General features: G+C 46.8%; 15 protein-coding genes and 1 pseudogene. 3 read left to right on the forward strand and 13 right to left on the reverse strand.

Annotated elements, in window-relative coordinates:
• Positions 1 to 8: 8 nt before the first annotated feature.
• Positions 9 to 1,169, reverse strand: a complete 1,161-nt coding sequence (locus tag NSB03_RS12175; protein WP_024987374.1) for a FecR family protein — start codon at positions 1,167 to 1,169, stop codon at positions 9 to 11.
• Positions 1,170 to 1,247: 78 nt separating this feature from the next.
• A complete protein-coding gene (locus NSB03_RS12180) occupies positions 1,248 to 1,772 on the reverse strand; it encodes an RNA polymerase sigma-70 factor (RefSeq protein WP_257466413.1) in 525 nt (174 codons plus the stop codon).
• 127 nt (positions 1,773 to 1,899) lie between these two features.
• On the opposite strand from NSB03_RS12180, the pseudogene NSB03_RS12185 reads away from it, so the two are divergent.
• A pseudogene (locus NSB03_RS12185) lies at positions 1,900 to 2,043 on the forward strand (peptidase M15); the annotation flags it as partial.
• A 67-nt stretch (positions 2,044 to 2,110) separates the two neighbouring features.
• On the opposite strand, the gene NSB03_RS12190 reads toward NSB03_RS12185, so the two are convergent.
• The 8 genes from NSB03_RS12190 to NSB03_RS12225 all read right to left on the reverse strand — a co-directional run bounded on the left by NSB03_RS12190 (position 2,111) and on the right by NSB03_RS12225 (position 14,057).
• On the reverse strand, positions 2,111 to 3,292 hold the full coding sequence (locus tag NSB03_RS12190) for a thioredoxin family protein (RefSeq protein WP_217938292.1): 1,182 nt from the start codon (positions 3,290 to 3,292) through the stop codon (positions 2,111 to 2,113).
• On the reverse strand, positions 3,292 to 4,932 hold the full coding sequence (locus NSB03_RS12195) for a PKD-like family lipoprotein (protein WP_024987377.1): 1,641 nt from the start codon (positions 4,930 to 4,932) through the stop codon (positions 3,292 to 3,294). Before NSB03_RS12195 ends, NSB03_RS12190 begins: the two co-directional genes overlap by 1 nt.
• 13 nt (positions 4,933 to 4,945) lie before the next feature.
• Entirely contained in the window at positions 4,946 to 5,797 is an 852-nt protein-coding gene (locus NSB03_RS12200) for a DUF4843 domain-containing protein (protein WP_159102135.1), read from the reverse strand.
• 22 nt (positions 5,798 to 5,819) lie between these two features.
• The gene (locus NSB03_RS12205; protein WP_136014196.1) at positions 5,820 to 7,433 is read right to left on the reverse strand and encodes a RagB/SusD family nutrient uptake outer membrane protein; all 1,614 of its coding nucleotides are present in this window, start codon (positions 7,431 to 7,433) and stop codon (positions 5,820 to 5,822) included.
• Between the two features lie 12 nt (positions 7,434 to 7,445).
• Positions 7,446 to 10,763 (reverse strand): SusC/RagA family TonB-linked outer membrane protein, encoded by a 3,318-nt coding sequence (locus tag NSB03_RS12210; RefSeq protein ID WP_024987381.1) that lies wholly within the window; start codon positions 10,761 to 10,763, stop codon positions 7,446 to 7,448.
• 33 nt (positions 10,764 to 10,796) lie between these two features.
• Positions 10,797 to 11,942, reverse strand: coding sequence for a FecR family protein (locus NSB03_RS12215; RefSeq protein WP_024987382.1), 1,146 nt, complete (start codon positions 11,940 to 11,942; stop codon positions 10,797 to 10,799).
• 77 nt (positions 11,943 to 12,019) lie between these two features.
• Positions 12,020 to 12,583 carry an RNA polymerase sigma-70 factor gene (locus NSB03_RS12220; protein ID WP_024987383.1) on the reverse strand — a complete coding sequence of 188 codons (564 nt, stop codon included), beginning with the start codon at positions 12,581 to 12,583 and terminating at the stop codon, positions 12,020 to 12,022.
• Between the two features lie 106 nt (positions 12,584 to 12,689).
• Complete coding sequence (locus tag NSB03_RS12225) at positions 12,690 to 14,057, reverse strand: alpha/beta hydrolase family protein (RefSeq protein ID WP_136014201.1); 1,368 nt, start codon at positions 14,055 to 14,057, stop codon at positions 12,690 to 12,692.
• Between the two features lie 244 nt (positions 14,058 to 14,301).
• Between NSB03_RS12225 and dacB the strand changes: the two genes are divergently transcribed.
• Positions 14,302 to 15,708, forward strand: a complete 1,407-nt coding sequence (dacB, locus tag NSB03_RS12230) for a D-alanyl-D-alanine carboxypeptidase/D-alanyl-D-alanine endopeptidase (RefSeq protein ID WP_257466414.1) — start codon at positions 14,302 to 14,304, stop codon at positions 15,706 to 15,708.
• A 141-nt stretch (positions 15,709 to 15,849) separates the two neighbouring features.
• On the opposite strand, the gene NSB03_RS12235 is transcribed toward dacB, so the two are convergent.
• Positions 15,850 to 17,349: a butyryl-CoA:acetate CoA transferase gene (locus NSB03_RS12235; protein WP_024987384.1), complete on the reverse strand. Its 1,500-nt coding sequence runs from the start codon at positions 17,347 to 17,349 to the stop codon at positions 15,850 to 15,852.
• Positions 17,350 to 17,474: 125 nt separating this feature from the next.
• Positions 17,475 to 17,942, reverse strand: coding sequence for a ferrichrome ABC transporter substrate-binding protein (locus NSB03_RS12240; protein ID WP_148332545.1), 468 nt, complete (start codon positions 17,940 to 17,942; stop codon positions 17,475 to 17,477).
• 336 nt (positions 17,943 to 18,278) lie between these two features.
• Here NSB03_RS12240 and miaB point away from each other — a divergent pair, with 336 nt between their 5' ends.
• On the forward strand, positions 18,279 to 19,652 hold the full coding sequence (gene miaB / locus NSB03_RS12245; protein ID WP_257466415.1) for a tRNA (N6-isopentenyl adenosine(37)-C2)-methylthiotransferase MiaB: 1,374 nt from the start codon (positions 18,279 to 18,281) through the stop codon (positions 19,650 to 19,652).
• A 242-nt stretch (positions 19,653 to 19,894) separates the two neighbouring features.
• Here miaB and NSB03_RS12250 read toward each other — a convergent pair whose 3' ends face one another.
• A complete protein-coding gene (locus tag NSB03_RS12250) occupies positions 19,895 to 20,608 on the reverse strand; it encodes a LexA family transcriptional regulator (protein ID WP_024987385.1) in 714 nt (237 codons plus the stop codon).
• Between the last annotated feature and the right edge of the window lie 459 nt (positions 20,609 to 21,067).

Below are 21,067 nucleotides of genomic sequence, written 5' to 3' on the forward strand. Positions count from 1 at the left end.
AGATGCTATTATTCATTCTTTTTCTCTGTTGCGTCTATTCTCCTGTCCTGATGGATTTTGAAGTCTAGTTCATTTGTCAGGTGCAGGATATTGAGTATTTCTGCGAGCGGCTGTTTACGTGACAATATGCCGCTATAGCGTATATCTTGTATATCTTCGCTTACATTAATGTCTACATTATACCAGCGGGACAGTTCATTCATGATAGTGCCGATTGTCTCGCTGTGGAAGACGAACTTATCTTCCGTCCAACCAGTGGTAGCGGATATATCAGCTTGCGCAGTGCTGTAATCGCCTGTCGTCTTTTGGTAGGTGAACTGTTCGCCTGGAGACAGTGTGGCGAGAATCTTCTGTCCTTCGCGTACGTTGACCGAACCTTCGACAAGGGTGATGGATACATTTCCTTCTTCTTCGTAAGCCTTGATATTAAAGGTCGTTCCTGTGACTTGTACGTTCAGCGTGCCGAGCATTACATTGAACGGACTTTGGGGATTGGATTTTACTCTGAAATATCCCTCTCCTTGCAGTCTGACCTGGCGTAAATGCTTTTTGAAGTGGGTGGGAAAGGACAGTTCGGAATCGGCGTTGACTTGAACGATTGTCCCGTCTTCCAGTGTCAGTTGATAACTCCCGCCTGTGGGGACAGACAGTTTGTTGAACTGGTTGTCGGGCTTCAGTTTTATGGAGATGTTCTGCTTGCCGTCCAGTGTGCTTCCAATCAATTGGTTGCCTTTGACGGTCAGGTTGCTTTCTGCCAGTTCCACCGGCTCGTTGTTTTGCGCGATGATGGATGTGTTCGAAGTAACGGGGGCGGTAGTTGCCCATTCGGGGATAACTTCTTTCTTGTTTTCTGTCCACAACCATAGTGTGGCTGTACTTACAATTAAAAGGAAAGAGGCGGCGATACTGCTTATCACACGGATGTTGAGTCTCCTTGGGGGGAGAATGATGTGTTTGTTTACCTGTTGTAGTGCCTCGTCTATGTTGATAGAATCGTGGAAAGCAATCTCCTCAGGAAGTTGTTCCTGTTTCCGTAACTCTTCATATAGTATGGGAGACTCTTTTTTCCATTCTCCGGCAAGTGGGGAAGTCGAGGTTTTTCCTGTACAGATTTCTCCGGCCAGTTCCTCGGCTATCTGAATGCTTTCTTTGATTTTGTCTTCTGTCATATATATATAAATGGAATCTATGGCGTTTATAATTAAAACGACACACTTAACAAGTAGTATGATATAAAAATTGATTTTTTATAAAATAAGCAGTAGAAATCTTAATTCCTCCAGTTCTGTACGCAGGCGGGCATAAGCGTGCATCTTGTGTGATTTCACTGTGGGGACTGACAATGAAAGCATGTCGGCTATCTCCTGATTGGATTTATTCTGTAGTGAAAGAATGATGACTTCCTGCTCGCGTGGAGTGAGGAGTTTGATTTTTTTTCGCACGATAAACGAGACTTCTTCCCGGATAATGTTTTCCTGAATAAATTCTTCGCTCTGCATCGTCTCCAGTTGGCTTTCGGCATAGCGGTTTTTCACGTCTTCATGTTTCAGATAGTCGAGACAACGGTTGGCTATGGAACGGTAGAAGAAAGCTTTGATGGCAATGATGGAAGTGAAATGCTCGTGTTGTTCCCAAAAGGCAATGAAAACGTCCTGAACAATATCACGCGCTTCTTCTGTCCCCAGATGATAGCGGCAGGCAAAGGAAAGGAACAGCGTATAGTATTTTTTGAAAAAGATATCGAATTCTGTCTTACTGCTTGTTCCCTGCATTCTTATATTGTCAATATTGTTATTTGGGAGTGTTACCATCTGGCTATGTTATGTACGCAAAAGTACGTATTTTCTTTTACTACCAAAATTTTTCGGGGAAAAACTCTATATTTCTGTCTGTGACTTGACAACTATCAATGTGTTTGCAGGTTATCTGAAGATGAAGAATGGACACAAAGCGGCATTTGCCATAATGAACCGGAACGTGCTTTCGGTTACTAAGGCAAGGGCGTTTCAGGATAAGGTTTGTGAGGTGATTATCGGGCGGTAGATTCATATTTCTGTTTGGTGGACTGCTAATGTCCACCAAACAGGAAAGGAATATGTAATGGAAGTTGTTATTTCATCTTTTCCGCTTCCTCTTTCAGTGCTTTTTCCGTTTCACTGTCTCCTTTGGCAGCGTATAATGCTGATTTCATTAATAGCCAGCTTCGCTTCATGGCAGGAGTAGAGAGATAAGGTTTCAGTTTTTCCGCCCATGCCAACCCGCGGTTGATGATAACCGGATCTTTGCATTCAGATAGATAATTGAGATTGACCCAAGTAAAATAAAACCGCTTGTCATCTGAAAAAGCCGGATCTTTTTCTGTTCCGTCCAGTGCGTCCATCACTCCTTTGTAGTCTCCTTTTTGTACCAGCTCCACAAGATTGAGTTCCGCACGGTAAAAAGAAGCGTTCTTACCGTTATATTCTTTCAGCAGGGATACAAGCCTGTCAAACGTTGGTTGTGGAAATTGCTCTGCGGGAATACGTTTTCTCCGGATAAATCTGGAAACAGCGTATTTGTAGACAGTTTCTATTTTCTCGTTCACTTTCTCCTCTCCTATGGACTGGCGGTAACCGGGAGTATACTTCAGGAGATGCTCAAATCCGATGGAATATGGTTCGTTGACTTGACTTTCAATAATCTGCCAGTTGTCTTCCGAATATCTGTTTTCATCGGACAGGCTGCTTAAATATAAATGCAGGATGCTATCCCTTTCATGCGTCATGGAAGCAGCGGCAAGACCGTTCAGATATCTAAGTACTGTCGGGGCATCTTGTTTGTTTTCGGTATAACGGGCGGAAAGTCCCGGCAAATTCTGATTGGGGTCAGCGGCTTTTTGTGCTTCACCCACCAGCCACCGGACGTTGGGATGTGCCCCGCATACGCGGTACACTATTTCCTGGTTTTCCGGATTGATAAAAAGTAAAGTGGGATAACTTGTGATCCGGAATGTTTTACTTAGTGTTTTTCCTTCCCCTTTTTCCATGTCCATTTTCAGGTTGATGAAATGTTTGTTGAAGAAAGCTCCTGCGGTATCGTTGGGAAATACTATTTTACTCAGCATCTTGCACGGACCGCACCAAGTAGTGTAACAGTCTATGAAAAGCAGCTTTTTTTCCTGTCCGGCTTTTGCCAGCGCCTCATTGAAAGTTGATTCTTCAAATTGGATACCTTGCGCATTACCGGTAGGAATAATAGTGCTTGATACTATTATTGTAGTAATGATATATTTTAAGAGTAAGTTTATTCTCATTATGGTTTGACTTCTTTATATTTAACGTCTATAATTTTTGCGTATCCGGTGTATTCCCATCCGGGCTTCAATGTCAAGTCCGTTCCCGGCGAACTTGTTTGGTAAAAGCGAAGAATCCCACCGTTATTGTCGGTAGATGTCGTGTCATAAGAGCCTACAACCAACTCATATTGGCGGGCTGTAAAGGCGGCTGCCGTTTCTTCATCCATCTTTGCAGTAAGCTGGGTCACTCCTCCGGGATTGTCATACATGCAAAACTTGATTGTGGTTACTTCCTCATTCGGATTGAGTGTGACAGCCTCTTTACTTGCTCCCGTAGAAAGGTTGTAAGAATATACTTTGTTTTTATAGGCATAATATAAGGTTTGATATTGGGAGTGGGCACAGAACAAGGTTGCTTTGTCGAAGTCTGTTAGTTGTATGTCTTCCCAGCATCCCTCTTGTTTGAAATCGCTGTTGGATAGATTGATAGAATATATGTGACGCTTATTCCCGTCTTGCATGATTGCGTAAACCGCCCCGTTGGAGAAAGCTGTATTTGCCATTGAAACCAACTCCATAGAACCGGTGTTGAAGCTGAATAGCTTTTCAGCACTGTCCGGGTCTTTCAGTGGGTAGCAGGTCTGGCGTCTGGCCTGTTCTTCTCTTTCCCCATCCCAACCTATAAAACGATGGTTGTCAATGTCATACAGCAAGGCGGCACCCCCGTTGCTTAATCCGGTGGTACTTCTTTGGGTACTCACACCGACAAAGGGAGACACTCTATATTCTGGTGTTCCTCCCCGTTCGGAAGTATTGGCGGGATCTTCAAAAGCTGTACCGTTTTGCAGCAGGTCCCAGACAAATGCATTGCCTTCTTTGGACACGGCGATGATAGCTGCATGATTTGTAAAGTCGTTGTTGGGTACACATGCGAAATTGACGATATGGTCTTCCGGTGATGAAGCGAACAGTGATGCTTTCATTTCATACGCATTCCCGTCAATGGTAAGGTATGTGTTATTGAGCAGATAGCTTTCCGTTTCGGCCATCAGCGTAATTTTATCTCCGATGGTTCCCCTCCTGTTAGAAAAGAATCCCAGGCTTCTGGCGTGGTACATTTCGGGAATATCCGGATTTTTTGCTATATCGTAGGCGGGGATAATACGGTCTTTCGACAATTGGGAAAGCATGTCCAGCCGCACTCTCTCTTCGCTGCCTTCATTACAGAGAAGCATCCATCCTTCGGAGGTAGAGACTATAATGTTGATATCAAATCCCTTGACGCTCTTTATGCCGGTACGTTTATCAGTCACACTATAGCGGCAGGTATGTTTTCCGATTCCCAGATCAGCTATCCTGTAAAGGTCTTTTTTGTTTTCGGAACTCAGGATGACCCAGTCTCCGTCAGAGTTGACCCGTTCATACAGAAATTCGTAATTGGCATTGCCGTCTTCGATAGCTCCTTCCTTATTGGAAGTGATTACCGGTTTGATATCTATATATTCAGCATTGGCCAATACGGAAAGTGTTGTCGGCATATCAATTGTAATGATATCCTTTTCTCCATATGTATAGTTGCCTTTATCGTCCAGACAGGAGACAAATAAGAGCAGGGAGAGCAAACCGATTATATGGGTATGTTTCATTATCTTGTTCATAAACGTTGTGTTTTTATTGTTGTACATTCGAATAATCTACTTGATAAGGTTCCGGCAGTTGCATATACGAGCCGTCTTCATCCAGTACGGGAGATAATTCGGGATCGTCGGCCCTTCTCTGTAACTCTTTTTGTAGTTGGAGGGCATAGTAAGGCATACGTCCTGCGGTAATCTTGGAACCTGCTCCATTGATATAGATCCAGTCGTCCAGTGAGAATCCGAAGAAATTGTTGATAAAGGTATACTTGACGGCATTCCATGCACCGAAGTAGTTTACAGCTTTCAGTGTAGTCCAACTTCCCGGTTCGCTGTAAACCTCGTCAATGATGAATGTATAACGGCTGCCGTCCAGATAATCCGCCGTAGTGTTCGACCAGGTATTGACCGACTTATATTTCTCCAGGACAGTAAAGTTCTCATTCGGTTCCAGTTTTAATACGAGCTTTTCTTTTTGTGCCCTGAAACTGGCGTTCCTTAGAAAACGTACTCCTATTTTTGCCTGATTTTCACCGGCTTTGATAACTACCGTATCCAGGTCGATTTCATAATCTTCCCCTTCGGTCATGGTGGTGTTCTCCCGGTCGATAATTATCCTTACTTTCCGTTCGTAGTTTTCAACCTTTCCTAATAGTTGGATGGTTCCTCTGAAGATGACGTTGGTAAAGCTCTCTTTTGCCCCTACAAAAGAGTAGGATGTCTGTGTGGTGTATCCTACCGTTCCGCTGGAAGTAGCATAGTTTTGTACCTGGAAGTACACTTTACTTTCATTTGAATCATAGGTTACCACTTCTTCTTTTTGGCAGGCAGTAAATAAAAACAGGGTGGCCATGATAGTGGAGGTGAGCCATTTATAATTTAGTTTCATATTGTTACATGTCTTTAGGGGTTCAACGATTATCCAGTTCATTGGTTGGCAGAGGTGCTATAAAGCGTTTCTCTTTGGCTTCTTCGGTGACGCTTTCCTTATCATCATAAAGAAATCCCGGTATGATTTCAATCCGGATAGCTTGCCTTCCGTTGTAAGCGTTGTCAAATGCTTTGTTCAGGCGCTTGAAATAGAAGAAGACCTGTCCTTCACCGATAAATTCGCGGATATATTCTTTGGTCAGGAGATCCCGGAAATTGTTGCTTGACCGCACTGCGCCCCTGCTGTCGAATATTTGTTGCAGATAGTTCCACGCTGCTGTCATGTCGTACACTTCCGAGCCTTCCGTAGCCATGGCTTCCGCCGCGATATAGTATGCTTCGCTCAATTTCATAAGTGAGCAGAATGTACCGTGGAATTTTTGTACTTGCAGAATCTGGTTTTCGTCACTGGTGCTTCCTGACATTTCATCTTTGGCTGTATCCGTGATTTCGCGGAATTTGACCAGCCGCTTGGAGCTGTTGCCGTCCAGTGTGCTTCCGTTTTCCCATTGTGACTGGTAACGGTAATCTCCGGGATTGTTGGCAAACAACTGTCCGTCTACATATCCGGAACGTGGTACTAACAGTTTGTTGCCTGTGTTTGAACCACCGAATGTATAATCATAAATCAGTCCTCTGTCTTTGTTGTAATATCCGAAGAGGCACTCGGTAGAGAACATGAGGTCAGGGTTGACGGAGTTGCCCAGCAGCGTTCCGGAATCTACTGCCGGAAAGAACCCTCTCACTTTAGGATCATCCGTCAGTTTGCGGGCTTCTGCCAGAGCATTGCCCATATCTCCACCCCATAAATAAGTACGGGCGGTGAGCAGGACAGTGGCGTAGTAGTTTAAGCGTAACTGGCGGTAATGCATGGAATTGTCCATTGTTATCTGGTCGTATTCGGCTCTCGGGCCTTCGGTAAGCACCGGATCCGATTCGAGCAGTAGCGCTTCGGCTGTTTTCAGGTCGCGGATGATATAGTCTTTCAGCACAGTTTCAGCAGGAAGGATATCCAGAATTTTTGTTTCAGTACTTTCGTTGTAGGGAATACCTCTTCCTTCCGGATTACGGAAATATACCGGACCGAACAGGCGCAGCAGGTCGAAATGGATCATGGCTCTTGCCGCCAGCATCTCTCCTTTCAGCATTTTATATTCTCTTTCGGGAAGTACTCCGGCGCCTTCACCATTCATGTCTTTCTCCAGATTGTTCAGTATCACGTTGATGTTCATGATGGTAGAGTAGCCTTCTCCCCAAATGCTGCTGAGGGCGGAAAGTACAGTTTCGTTGCTGTAATCCCAGTTGATTAATGCTTGTAGGTACTTGGAGTAACTGTCGTCACCGGTCAGGTTGACAGTGTAGCGTTGTGCCAGTACATCAATCATTTCATAAGACAGGTACTTTCCGTACAATGAGTTTCCCGCCATGCGGTTGTAGATTCCGTTTACGGCAGCATAGAAGCCATCCTTGGTGCTGAACTGCTGTTCTTCGCTTTGTTTATCCTTGGGTTTGTAATCCAACCAGTCCGTACAGCCGCACAGGCAGCCTGTCAGCAAGAATATAGACAGTGATATGATAATGTTTCTCAGTTTCATAATGAATACGTTTTATAGAGTTAATGAAAGATTGAAAGATACGCTACGTGAAAACGGATAAGAAGTACCGCGTTCCTGCTTGATACTGGAAATGCGGAATATGTCATTCATGTAAGCATTGAGCCTCAGTGAACTGACTCCCACTTTACGGGCAATTTCCGGCTTGAATTCGTATCCTACACGCAATGATTCCAGTGTCAGTGTATTGTCTTTTTGCACGAAGCGTGAAGACATTGGAGTGGATTGTGAGTCGGCGATATTCTTGAACTTGGCAATGTCTCCCGGTTTCTGCCATCTGTCATAGAGTGCCCGTTTGTCTTGATTATACTTTAGCTGGCTTGTCGTGATGTTCTCCACCTTGTTGTATAATACGGAATTGAAAGAGTATCCCCCCATGCGATACCGGAAATCGAAATTCATGGAGAATCCTTTCCATGAGAAACTGCTGCCGAGAACACCTTCCACTTTAGGGCGGCTACTGCCGATGATCACTTCATCGTCATATGAAAAGTCATAGGTGAGTTCGCCGTTCTTTTTGATAAAGATTTCGCGTCCGGTTGCCGGGTCGATACCGGCGGAACGGACTGCCCAGATGGCGTCAGGGTCGGCTCCGTCAAAGTAACGCTTGGTAGATTTGTTTTGCCCGTTCTGATCTCCTTCCCTGCCTGATGTGTTGAAAGATTCCAGCCGGTTGCCTATCCCGTTTAGTTCGCTTGAACCGTGGCGGAGCGTTCCTCTGACTGACCACCAGAAGCGTTTGTCCATCTGCCGGATGATGTAATAGGTGGCTTGTGCGTTGAAACCTTTGGTCGTTTGTTTTCCGAAGTTCTTATAGATGATATTGCCGGTTGCTCCGGTAGAGGCAGGCATGTCGATGCCGATTAGTAGCGGGTCGGTGGTCTTGTAATAATAATCGCCGGTCAAAGTCAGGCGGTCGTTCAGTATTGTGATGTCGAAACCGATGTTCCGGTCGATAGTGGTCTGCCATTCCAAATCCGGATTGCCTAACTGTGCGAGTGATGTAGTCATTCCGAAATAATTGAATGAATTGAAGTTATAACGGAAAGTGGTGATGGTAGACGATGAAGAGAAGTTCTGGTTGCCGGGATTACCGATAGAGGCACGGATTTTGAACATGGAGATGCCGTCGATGTTATCAGAAACAAATTTCTCATTGTGCAGGTTCCATGCCAGACCGACTGCCCAGGTTCCGATGTAATGCTTGTCTGTCCCGAATACGGATGAACCGTTGACGCGGTAGCTGAAATCAAGCAGGTAACGGTTGTTGAAGGCATAGTTGCCGATAGCGTAGGCACTTACCGAACGGGAAGTGTTTTCGTAATAACTGGGGCTTCCGTTGTCCGGATAACCATTGGCAAAAGAAGGCAGTGTGAAGTCTCCTACCGGAAATCCGACAGCTGCGTATCCATGTGATTTGGAGTCGAGTTGGGACAGGTATCCTCCGGCGGCGATGTTGACAAGATGCGCCTTGTTGAAAGTCTTGCCGTAGGTTACCGTCAGTTCGCCTTCATACTTGTTGCTTTCCGTTTCGCCATAATTGTATGAACCGCGCTTGGTAAAATCCACCTTCGAGTAATCGCTGTCGAGAGGTGAGGTAAAAGCTTCCGTATTGCTGTTGGTATGGGTAATTCCGAACCGCGCACGTATTTTCATTGCCGCTATCGGAGTATACTCCATGATGAACTTGTCGGAGATGGAGAGGGATTTCCCTTTGTTATAACTGTTTTGTGCTGCGTTGTACAGAGGGTTGCCTGCTTCTACATAGTCATTATATTCAAGCCATCTTTCCACCTCTCCGTTTTCATTATATTTCATGTAGTATGGGTTTGCGCCCGCATATTCGGAGAAGCCGACGATCGGGTTGCCGGAAGCCGTGTTGTCCATAGAGAACTTGTTGACAAACTGTAGTTTGTTGAGGCGGTAAGTCAGGTCGATGTTCCCGCTGAGGTTGTCGCGTTTGGATTCTTTCATAACACCGGTGATGCCGTTGTATGAAAGTCCCAGTCCGAACTGGAATGCACCTTCTCCGCCTTCCGCATATAGTGAGTGGCGGTGGTTGATGCCGGTTCGTAGCGGTTCTGCAAGCCAGTAGGTATCTACTCCCCGTGCTACGTCTGCCAGTTTATTATTGTATAACTGATCCAGTTCGATTTGCTGGCTGGGGGTCGATGAGGTATATCTTCCGACCATTTGTTCGAACCGGAGTTTTTCCGAAGCATTCATCAGATTATAGCTTGAGAGGTCTGCCCATGATATATTTGCCGAACCATTGTAGGTAAGGTGAAGTTTTCCGGATTTGGGCCTGACTGTTTCCACTACTACAACACCGTTCGATGCTTTGGAACCATAGATGGCGGTAGAGGCAGCGTCTTTCAGTATAGTAATGGAAGCAACCCGGTTCATGTCGAGGTTGTAGATCGCTTCTAATGAGGATTCGAAGCCGTCAAGGATAAACAGCGGCTGGTTGGGGTCTTCTGCCAGTTCGTCGCGGGTACTGATCAGACTGGATTTTCCACGGATTTCAATGTCCGGCATCCGGTTCGGGTCGGAGCCGAATTCTCCGCTTTCCAATACATTGAATGCCGGGTCCAATGTTTTCAGACTGGAAATGACATTCTGCGTACCGACAGCTTTCAACTCGTCGGCAGTGAATGTGGAAGCCGAGCCGGTAAAACTTTCCCGCTTTTTGTTTACCACACCGGTGACGACCACTGCTTCCAGTTCGTTGACATCCTCTACCATCACTATTTTCAAGGTACTTTCTCCGCCATACACGATGTGTTGCGGCTTCATGCCTATGGAAGTGAAGTTCAGCAGCGTGCCGTGTTTCAGCGGACTGGCGAATGCAAAATTACCGTCGATGTCGCTGACAGCTCCCTGTGTCTTGTCGCCTGTGAAAATGTTTACTCCCGGAATAGCTCTCCCTTCTTTATCCACCACATGCCCGCTGAGCAGTTTCTTTTCTTTTGCGGTATTCCGGGAAGGGATTGTGGTAATGACGATTGTTTTTTCCTTGATACTATATTGCAGTCCGGTTCCTGCCAGTAGCACGTCCATTGTTTGATTTATTCCGGCCTTTTGTATAGAGACGGATACACGGATTCCCTTCACCAATGAATTGTTGTAGAATAACTGGTAGTTGTATTCCTTGCTCAGTTTCTTCAATACCTCTTCCAATGGTTTCTGCTTGACCATGATTGTGATTCTCTCCTTCTGCCCGCTTTGCGCGTGTGCCTTGAATGGAGTCGCGAGGGATAATGTGAAAGCTATCAGCATCACTAATCCTTGTAAAATAAACCTTTCTCTCATGCTTTTCATTTTTTTATAAATTAGACTTGGGTGTTAATTCTTTCTTTCTACATCTATTTTTTTATCGGCTTGTATGTCGAATTCAAGCTCGTCGGTCATGCGGAGAGCATCCAGTATTTTGACAAGAGGCTGTTTGCGCGACAGTATGCCTGTGTAGCGTACGTTTTTTATTTTTTCGTCGACGCTGATGTTTACATTGTACCAGCGTGATATTTTATGCATGATATTCTCAATTGTTTCATTATAGAAAATGAATTGGTCTTCTGTCCAGTCGGTAACAGTTGACAGGTCGGTGTCGGTCACCGTATATTCCTGTTCGTCTTTCCGGAAAGTGAACAGTTGTCCGGGGAGTAGTTCGGCCAACAGTTGCTTTTCTTTATAGACACTGATTATACCTTCAACAAGCGCAATGCTTATTTCGTTTTCCTCTTCATAAGCTTTGACGTTGAAGGCAGTTCCGGTTACTTGTACGTCCAAGGTTCCAAGGTGGACAATGAACGGGTTGTCTTTATCTGCTTTTACTTTCAGGTAGGCTTCTCCTGCCAGTTGGATCTGCCTTGCCTGCTTTGTGAAATGAGTGGGGAATAATAATTCGGAAGCGGCATTTATCTGTACAATAGACCCGTCCTCCAGAGTCAGTACCTGTTCGGCTCCTGTCGGTACGACGAGCCTGTTGAGTTGCAGGTCTTGTTCCACGGTGATTGTAATATCTTTCTTGCCATCGCTTGTGCTGCTGATAAGCTGATTGTCGACCACAGACAGGCGGCTTTCTTTTAATGTCACCGTCCTGTTGTCGCAGGTGATGATGGAAGAAGGTTCTTTTCCGGGGACGGTGGATGCCCATCGGACAGCTTCTCTTTCCTCTTTCTGCCATAACCATAAAGAGGTCAGGGCAACAGCCAATATGAGAGAGGCGGCTATGCCGGATGTGCGGATGAAGAGTTTCCGTGATGGGGAGATGCGTTGGTGTATGTTGCGCAGGGGGCCTTCCAGCTCGATGGAATCACGGAATTTCATCTCTTCGGCCAACCTCTGCTGTTGCTGTAGTTCTTTATACAACCCGGCAGAATTCTTCTTCCACTCCTTCACCAAGCGGGAAGTCGAGTCCTTGCCTGTGCAGATTTCCTTGCTGATTTCTTCTGCAATCTGTATGCTTTCTTTATACTTATTTATATCCATTGACGGTGATAAATTAAGAGTTCTTATATCTTAAAAACACGCAACCTTGGAATGAGTATGAAGTAGAAGTTGTTTTTTTATAAAATAAGCAATAGAAATCTTAATTCTTCCAATTCTGCGCGCAGGCGGGCGTATGCGTGCATTTTATGTGTTTTTACAGTAGGTACGGATAATGAGAGCAGATCTGCTATTTCCTGATTTGACTTATTCTGGAGAGAAAGCAGGATAACTTCCTGTTCACGCGGGGTAAGTTCTTTGATTTTCTTGTGTATCATGCAGGAGACTTCTTCCCGGATAACGCTTTCCTGGATGAATTCTTCGCTTTGTATTTTTTTCAGCTGGCTCTCCGCATATCGGCTTTTCACCTCTTCGTGTCTCAGGTAGTTGAGGATACGATTGGAAATGGAGCGGTAGAAGAAAGCCTTGATTGTGAGAATGGAAGTGAAATTCATCCGCTGTTCCCAAAAGCTGACAAATACATCCTGAACAATGTCGCGCGCTTCCTCTTCGTTCAGACAATACCGGCAGGCAAAGGAGACGAAAACAGCGTAGTATTGATTGAAAAAGACATCAAGGTCTTTTTTATTGCGCACTCCTTTGTCTGCAATATTGTCTATATATTTTTGCTCATTTGTTATCATTGGAGAATATTTGAAACAAAAATACTTATTTCTTTATAAAGAAAGCACTTTTTGAATAAATTCTCCTGTTTTTTATGGATTTTTGCTGCTCTTCTTTTTTGCCGGCTCACAGTTCCACCTCAATGGCTGCCGGATAGATCCGCTGTGGGTCGAAGAAGGTGGCGCAACTGTTTGCCATGTGTTTCAGGTCGGGTTTCACTTTGCCCTGGAACACTTGCTTGCCGTTCACCGTCACGGTCACTTTTTGTTTCAAGTCTACCAGTTCGCTATTGAGGTAGACAATCACCTTTCCTTTGGTGGCGGGGGTATAATGTTTCTTGAATTTCAGTTCGATACCCCAGTGCGGGTCTTTCTGGATGACTTCGTAGGCTACGTTGTCCACATTCAGTGTGATGCGATTGTCTTCGATGGTCATTTCGTAGCGGGTGCGGGCGTCTGCGTCGGGGCGTTCTTTCACCACGAGGTTGTAGAACCCTTTGCGGTGTAGTCCGTCCATTTCGAAGTCTTCCCACAGTACGTATTTCGGATATGGATTGCGGGTGTATTGTTTCAGCCACGGGGTGGTGAGGCGGTAGTCGATTGAATGTCCCATATTGGGAATCAATTCTATGCGGTGGGTGAACAATCCTGGATGTTCCTTTTGCAGATGTTCAAACTCGTTTTTGACGTAACCCGTCAGCATGTTGCGGTAAAAGCCGCGGTCTACGGCTCCCGTGAGCAGCGAGAAGGCGATGTTGGCGCAGTTCTCGGCGGGGGCATTCTTCAAGGGTTCGCCGCCTGCCATGGGGCCTGCTCCGGCAAGGTAATCGGCATAGAAAGAGGCAAGGCGCTGGCTGCCATATCCGCCCTCGGAGATGCCGAAGATATACACTCTGTCCGGGTTGATGTGGCCCGATACTAACGACTGGCGCAATAGTTTCTCCCAGGCATATTGCTTGGATTTCTGCCACCAGCGGTAGTAGCTTCCTTCGTTGGGGATTTGCGGAATGAAGTAGGCGGACGGTGCGTCGTCGAACATCCGGCATATTTTAAGTCCTGTGTCCCATTCTGCGGCTTTCGGCCCCGATCCGTGCGTATAGATAAACAGCGGATAGCCTTCATCGGGCTTCGTGGTGCCCTTCGTCCCCCAGTAGTAGGGCATCACGGCTTTCGGTTCCAGTTCGGGGGGAAGATTCCACTGGCTGCATGTCTTGTCGGACAGGGGTTGTAGCGGGATTAGTTTCTCTTCGTCCAAGCGTTCGTTTGCCGTTCGCCATGCGTTCCACACTAATTGGCGGTATTGTTCCACTTTCGCAAGGCTGAATTGTTTCCCTTTTTCGAAAGTGTGATTCTTGTCCGGTGATGTCAGACAAGTGGAGAAATAGTTGAGAAGTGCGGTGTTGTCCTTGCCCGCATTGTTGGCGGTGGCGGTGTTGCTTCCTGTTGTCAGACAGAAGAGCAGTCCGCATAAGGCGGCGTTGCGCATAACATTCATAGCTTTCATAGTGTCATTTTGATTTTTATATATTGATTTTACTTTGTTTCTGCTGCCTGTCGCCTCTGTCGGTAGTTGTTCAGTGGATGTTTATCAATACACTGTCAGAAGTGTTGACGGCAGCAAAAGTATGGATTTACTTTGAAATGCAAAACTTTTCTAAACATTTTCTTTACCGCTACTTTGTTGCGTCATATGTTTTGGATAGTTTTGCAGGCAATTGTCTCTAAACGCATATTAATGTATGAAGAAAGGTCTTTTACTCGTCACGTTGTCCGTCTGTCTGTTGCCCTTGTGGGCGCAAAGAGATTTCTCGGAGATAGATTCGCTTATCAAGAAGATGCTTCCCGAAGCGTCCGAAGTCGGCATATCCGTTTATGACCTGACGGCGAAGAAGCCGTTGTACAATTACCGTGCGGAGAAACTCTCCCGCCCTGCCTCTACCATGAAACTGCTGACGGCTATTACCGCCCTTTCCCGTCCCGACGCGAACGAGCCTTTCCGTACGGAAGTATGGCACGATGGCGTGATAGAGCATGATACACTGCAAGGCAACCTGTATGTAGTAGGCGGGTTCGACCCCGAATTTGACAGTCAGGCGATGGATTCGTTGATAGCAGAAGTAATCACTTTCCCTTTCTCCGTGATTAACGGGCAGGTGTATGGCGATGTCTCGATGAAAGACTCCCTCTATTGGGGGCATGGATGGGCGTGGGACGATACCCCTGCGGGCTATCAGCCTTATCTGTCCCCGCTCATGTTCTGCAAGGGAACGGTGCAGATTTCCGTTGTTCCCTCCACCGTTCAGGGGGATACGGCAAGCGTTTCCTGCCAGCCTGTATCGTCTTATTACACCCTGGCCAACCGGACAAAAACACGCACTTCTTCTGCCGGAAAGTTCTCTTTCTCAAGAGACTGGCTGACGAACGGGAATAATCTCGTTGTTTCGGGCAATGTAGCCTCTATCCGAAAAGATAATGTCAATATCTATGATTCTCCCGCTTTTTTTATGCACACTTTCCTCGAGCGTCTCCATGCGAAAGGAATCACTACCCCCCAGTCTTATGCATTTGCCGAATTGCCGCGCGACAGCGTACAGGTGGAACGGATGGCAGGATGGAATACGTCGGTACAAAAAGTCCTGAACCAATTGATGAAAGAGAGCGACAACCTCAATGCGGAAGCATTCCTCTGCCGCCTCGGGGCACAGGCGACGGGAAAGAAGCTGGTGGCTGCCGAAGACGGAATCGTAGAAATCATGAAGTTAATCCGCCGCCTGGGGCACGACCCGAAGGACTATAAGATTGCGGACGGTTGCGGACTCTCCAATTATAATTACCTCTCTCCCGCCCTGCTGGTCGACTTCTTGAAATATGCGTATTCGCGGACGGGAATCTTTCAGAGACTCTATAAGTCTCTCCCCGTAGGCGGTGTGGACGGCACATTGAAAAACAGGATGAAGGGTGCGCCCGTCTTTCGGAATGTGCATGCCAAGACAGGCTCGTTCACTGCCATCAATGCGCTTGCAGGCTACCTGCGGATGAAGGACGGACACGAAGCGGCGTTTGCCATTATGAACCAGAACGTACTTTCGGCTGCTAAGGCAAGGGCGTTTCAGGATAAGGTCTGCGAGGTGATTATCGGACGGTAACTTGGATGCTTCTGCCGATGGTTTGAGATGATATAAAAAGAAAATTGTATTCTCTAATATACAAAAACACATGGATTTTGTTTACCAGAGAATACAATTATAGTTTGTATAGAGCAGGATTCTGTATATCCTGTGTTCTATTTACTTCACGTATTCAGCCCAGTTTGTATTTTTCATATCGCCGCTCTTGCCCAATTCTGCGTGCATGCCGAGTGCAGCCTGAATGGCGTGCGGGGTCTGCGCCTTGCCGCCGGCCAGTTTGAGGTAATCCCAAAGCAGCTGTTTGTAGTCAGGGTGTGCACAGTTTTCGATGATGGCTTGTGCGCGTTCTTTCGGGCTCTTGCCGCGAAGGTCGGCAACACCTTGTTCGGTGATGACGATGTTGACATCGTGCTCCGTGTGGTCGTGATGGGACACCATCGGCACGATAGCGCTGATTTTGCCCTCCTTGGCCACCGACGGACAAGTGAAGATAGAGATGTACGCATTGCGTGTGAAGTCTCCCGAGCCGCCGATACCGTTCATCATCTTCGTGCCTCCGATATGGGTTGAGTTCACATTGCCGTACAGGTCGACTTCGATAGCCGTATTGATAGAGATAACACCGAGCCGGCGTATGATTTCCGGGCTGTTGGAGATTTCCGACGGGCGGAGCACCAGCTTGTCGCGGAAGAAATCCATATCGTTGTAAATACCTTCCAGGCAGTCGTTGGTGACAGTCAGCGAGCAGGCACTTCCGAATCTGATGCGTCCTTCGCGAATCAGGCCAATCACGGAGTTCTGAATCACTTCCGTGTACATTTCGAATGGAGGAATCGTCTTGTCGCGTCCCAGTGCGCCGAGCACGGCGTTGGCGATGTTTCCTACGCCCGACTGCAACGGAAGGAAAGAAGGCGGGATGATGCCGCGCTTCATGTCCGCAGCGAGGAAGTCGGCAACGTTCTGTCCGATTTTGTCGGTCAGCGGGTCGGCGTCTGCGAAAGAACGCGCTTCGTCCGGCCAGTTTGTCTCCACTACGCCTACGATTTTCTTCGGGTCTACCTGGATATAAGGCAGTCCGATGCGGTCGTTCGGTTTGTAGATAGGTATCTCGCGGCGGTAAGGCGGGTCGAGCGGTTCGTACACGTCATGCAGTCCCATGCCGGATTTGCTGTGTGCGCTGTTCAGCTCCACGATAATCTGGTCGGCCAGACGGCAGATAGTCGGGGAGATGCCGCCGGCGGCAGTCAGGTAAATCTTTCCGTCGGGAGTCACTTCGCAGGCTTCGATGATGGCTACGTTCACTTTGCCCATGAATCCGTAGCGCACTTCCTGTGCCATCTGTGAGAGGTGTATGTCGTTGTAGGCAATCTCTCCGTTGTTCACGGCCTTGCGGAAGTCGGAATTTGTGGTATAAGGAGCACGGTAGCGGATAGCTTTCGCGCGTGACAGCACGCCGTCGCACGACTCTCCGGTAGAGGCGCCCGTAAAGATACTTACCTGAAATGGATTTCCTTTGGCGTGTTCCGCTTCCGCAATCTTTGCGAGTTCCGCTGTAACAGCCTTGGCCGTTCCTGCGGGGGTAAACCCGCTCAGGCCGATGTTGTAGCCATGTTTGATAAGGCTTGCAGCTTCTGCTGCCGAGATACGATTAAGTGACATAAATAGTATAATTTCGTGTTAAAATACAGTTGATATTTTATGGTTAATTATTCGCTTTATTGTAAAGGCTCCATGTACGGGTTACGCTACTTTCCCGTGCTTGAAACATGCCCTCGTAATTCCCGTCAGTATTTCCGTTGAAGTATCTCTCCCCATATAATAGCCCGGCGTGCTTCTTCTGCCGAATGAATGGTGAAGTCTTCGTTGCTGTCTGATGATTCGTCGGGAGTATTGAAATGAGCACCCTGCCTGCTGTTCTGTTCGTCCTGGGCGGCACTGTTGGCCAGTGATGCGGCAACAGATACCTCTTCTCTTTTCTTTTTCTTTTTCTTTTTCTGTTGTTGCTGCTGTTGCTGTTGCTTCGGTGCATGTCTGGAGGCCTGTTTCGAAGACATTTGGGGAACCGGCAACTCTATTTTACCCCACGCTTCGGGCATGAGGATGACATCCGGCTCTATTTCGGTGGGCGACGGTGTCGGGGGAACGGGGCGTTTGTCAGTAGCTTTTTTTGATTTGCTATTCTTACTCACCTCTTTGAATATTCCCACAAGAATGACACCTACTATCAAGAGAAATTTCAAGAAATCTTCCATTGTGTTTCATTTCTAATTAGTAATTCGCCAAAGTTACATATAAATTCCGGTTTGGACTAACTTTTTATTATGAAAAAAGGGCAGCTTCACAGCTCCCCTTAATTTTTTTAACCTAAACCTTAACTATGAAAAAATCTAATGTTTCTTTCATTGCACAAATGTGAAAAATAAATTTAAATTTGCCAAGTATGTCACCGGAAAATGTTTATTCTCTTAACATAAATTACAACTTGACATGCTAAACCATAAGTTTTTGCGTTATTTTTGTGCCAATTCGCCACTTATTGAAAGCGAAGCCGTATCTTTGCAGCCGAATCTTTAATTTATAATTTGAATATGAACGAATTAACGGGAGCGGACTTTAAATCCGCAACTGAAACGACCGATGACAACAAGAAGTTGTTTATCGAAACCTACGGCTGCCAGATGAACGTGGCCGACAGCGAGGTGATTGCCTCAGTGATGCAGATGGCGGGATACTCCGTAGCTGAAACGTTGGAAGAGGCTGATGCTGTGTTTATGAACACCTGCTCCATCCGCGACAATGCGGAGCAGAAGATTCTGAACCGCCTGGAATTTTTCCACTCGCTGAAGAAAAAGAAAAAGCGCCTGATTGTAGGCGTACTGGGATGTATGGCCGAACGGGTGAAGGATGATTTGATTACGAATCATCATGTCGACCTCGTAGTAGGCCCGGATGCCTACCTCACCCTGCCCGGCCTGATTGCCGCCGTAGAAGCCGGCGAGAAGGCAATCAACGTGGAACTTTCCACCACCGAAACCTATCGGGATGTGATTCCTTCGCGTATCTGCGGCAACCACATCTCCGGATTCGTGTCCATCATGCGTGGCTGCAACAACTTCTGCACCTATTGCATCGTCCCCTACACTCGCGGACGTGAGCGTAGCCGTGACGTGGAAAGCATCCTCAATGAAGTGGCAGACCTCGTTGCGAAAGGCTATAAGGAAGTCACCCTGCTGGGACAGAACGTCAACTCCTACCGTTTCGAGAGGCCGACAGGAGAAGTGGTCACTTTCCCGATGTTGCTCCGCACCGTTGCCGAAGCCGCTCCGGGCGTGCGCATCCGTTTCACGACTTCCCATCCGAAGGATATGAGCGACGAAACGCTCGAAGTAATCGCGCAAGTGCCCAACGTATGCAAGCATATCCACCTGCCTGTGCAGAGCGGCAGTTCCCGCATCCTCAAACTGATGAACCGCAAATATACCCGCGAATGGTACTTGGAACGGGTAGCCGCCATCAAGCGCATCATCCCCGATTGCGGACTGACTACCGATATTTTTTCCGGTTTCCATTCTGAAACGGAAGAAGACCACGCCCTCTCCCTCTCCCTGATGGAAGCGTGCGGATACGATGCCGCCTTTATGTTCAAATACTCCGAACGTCCGGGAACGTATGCTTCGAAACATCTCGAAGACAATGTGCCCGAAGAGGTGAAAGTACGCCGCCTGAATGAGATTATCGCCCTGCAGAACCGTCTGTCTGCCGAATCCAACCAGCGTTGCATCGGAAAGACGTACGAAGTGCTCGTGGAAGGTGTCTCCAAGCGTTCGCGCGAGCAGCTGTTCGGGCGTACGGAGCAGAACCGTGTCGTCGTGTTCGACAGGGGTACGCACCGTGTCGGTGACTTTGTCAACGTCCGCATCACCGAAGCCAGTTCGGCTACGCTGAAAGGGGAGGAAATCTGATTTCATTTCACCACAGAGGACGCAGAGGACACAGAGGTTTTATTCTCATAGTTGTGGCTGTCTTGTAGTTGCGGCTGCTTTGTAGTTGTGATTGCCTGTGCGGTATGTGGCAACTGCGCTTATGCAACACATCCTGCGGGGGAGCTTTGAGGATGAATATGAAAAATCAGTATTCCTCTGTCTCCTCCGTCCCCTTTATCTCCTCCGTGTCCTCCGTGTCCTCTGTGGTGAAACCTTGAAACTTACATCATCATGTGCCTTCTGATGGAGAACTTCACGATTGCCATCGCATTGATGGACGCGAACGGGATATCCATCGGCTCGTGATGCGTATTGTAACTCACCAGCTTGATGCATCCTTCCTTCTCCGAACGGTTCACGTATTTGACAGCCAGATACTCGTCTCCGTCAATCATGAACGACACCAGGTATATTTCCCCGTAGATGACGTTTTCGAAACTGCTGATTTCCTTGTATCCGATGATGTCCCCCGATTTCAGTATGGGATACATGCTGTCCCCGTTTACATACACCGCCCCGTCGCAGACGGAAATATTCGGAATCAATATCTTCCCCAGTGCGTACTGCTGCTTGTTGGTGAACAATGTTTTCAGGTTTGCCGCCGCCGTGATGTCGTATAACGTCACGCTCCGGTCGTCTATCGGTTCGGGCGTTTTCGGGTTGTGTATAATGTCGACTTCTCCCTGCGCCAGTTCGCTTTCGCAGAATCTCGGCTGGTGCACGGGACTTCCTTTTCCCAACAATAGCCAGTTGTAGTCCACCTTGTCGCCGAACTTGTCAAGCAACAGCTTGAAGTCTATGCTGTTTCGTGCTGCCCAATTAGTAACTGTCGCTCTCGAAACTCCCAAGTATTCAGCCAGTTCGCTGTCTCTTTTCAGGTCTAACGCCTGTTTGGCACGCTTGATGATGCCTGTGACATCTAAATTTGTATCCATCCTGTTTCTTTTTTGTTTAAAATATTAATTCAAAATCAATAAAACGTCAGACCTGAAATGACTGTCTGAAAAATGTTGTTTACTATGTGTTTATAATCAATGACTTGTAAAATGGTTAAGATTAAAAACGAAAATCATAGTTTTCTTTATGAAAAAATATTCTATCTTTGTCCCATCGATTCATAGAAAACGTTTCAAAAATATAAATTAAAAACGGATCTGCCATGCAAAACTTCAAGAAAAACACCAAAACCCTGAAAATTTCTCGTCCGCCACCTGCGGAAAGCTTGCTGATAGCTGTAAACAGCTCTCCCCTCAAGTATTAACAGCTCTTCTCTCAAGTATTAACAGCCAATTCTCTAACCATTAATACCTGAAACGCCAGATGTTAATACCTGGCAATAGGATAACAAAAGGATAACATATTGTATACGAGTACTCCGTATTCGGATGATTACA

The organism is Bacteroides acidifaciens (assembly GCF_024623065.1).
In the GTDB taxonomy this organism is placed as follows: Bacteria; Bacteroidota; Bacteroidia; order Bacteroidales; family Bacteroidaceae; genus Bacteroides; species Bacteroides acidifaciens.

Excerpts from the sequence above, each read along its gene's own strand:
- NSB03_RS12175 (WP_024987374.1), bottom strand. The coding sequence starts at position 1,169 with ATGACAGAAGACAAAATCAAAGAAAGCATTCAGATAGCCGAGGAACTG.
- NSB03_RS12180 (WP_257466413.1), bottom strand. The coding sequence starts at position 1,772 with ATGCAGGGAACAAGCAGTAAGACAGAATTCGATATCTTTTTCAAAAAA.
- NSB03_RS12190 (WP_217938292.1), bottom strand. The coding sequence starts at position 3,292 with ATGAGAATAAACTTACTCTTAAAATATATCATTACTACAATAATAGTA.
- NSB03_RS12195 (WP_024987377.1), bottom strand. The coding sequence starts at position 4,932 with ATGAACAAGATAATGAAACATACCCATATAATCGGTTTGCTCTCCCTG.
- NSB03_RS12200 (WP_159102135.1), bottom strand. The coding sequence starts at position 5,797 with ATGAAACTAAATTATAAATGGCTCACCTCCACTATCATGGCCACCCTG.
- NSB03_RS12205 (WP_136014196.1), bottom strand. The coding sequence starts at position 7,433 with ATGAAACTGAGAAACATTATCATATCACTGTCTATATTCTTGCTGACA.
- NSB03_RS12210 (WP_024987381.1), bottom strand. The coding sequence starts at position 10,763 with ATGAGAGAAAGGTTTATTTTACAAGGATTAGTGATGCTGATAGCTTTC.
- NSB03_RS12215 (WP_024987382.1), bottom strand. The coding sequence starts at position 11,942 with ATGGATATAAATAAGTATAAAGAAAGCATACAGATTGCAGAAGAAATC.
- NSB03_RS12220 (WP_024987383.1), bottom strand. The coding sequence starts at position 12,583 with ATGATAACAAATGAGCAAAAATATATAGACAATATTGCAGACAAAGGA.
- NSB03_RS12225 (WP_136014201.1), bottom strand. The coding sequence starts at position 14,057 with ATGAATGTTATGCGCAACGCCGCCTTATGCGGACTGCTCTTCTGTCTG.
- dacB (WP_257466414.1), top strand. The coding sequence starts at position 14,302 with ATGAAGAAAGGTCTTTTACTCGTCACGTTGTCCGTCTGTCTGTTGCCC.
- NSB03_RS12235 (WP_024987384.1), bottom strand. The coding sequence starts at position 17,349 with ATGTCACTTAATCGTATCTCGGCAGCAGAAGCTGCAAGCCTTATCAAA.
- NSB03_RS12240 (WP_148332545.1), bottom strand. The coding sequence starts at position 17,942 with ATGGAAGATTTCTTGAAATTTCTCTTGATAGTAGGTGTCATTCTTGTG.
- miaB (WP_257466415.1), top strand. The coding sequence starts at position 18,279 with ATGAACGAATTAACGGGAGCGGACTTTAAATCCGCAACTGAAACGACC.
- NSB03_RS12250 (WP_024987385.1), bottom strand. The coding sequence starts at position 20,608 with ATGGATACAAATTTAGATGTCACAGGCATCATCAAGCGTGCCAAACAG.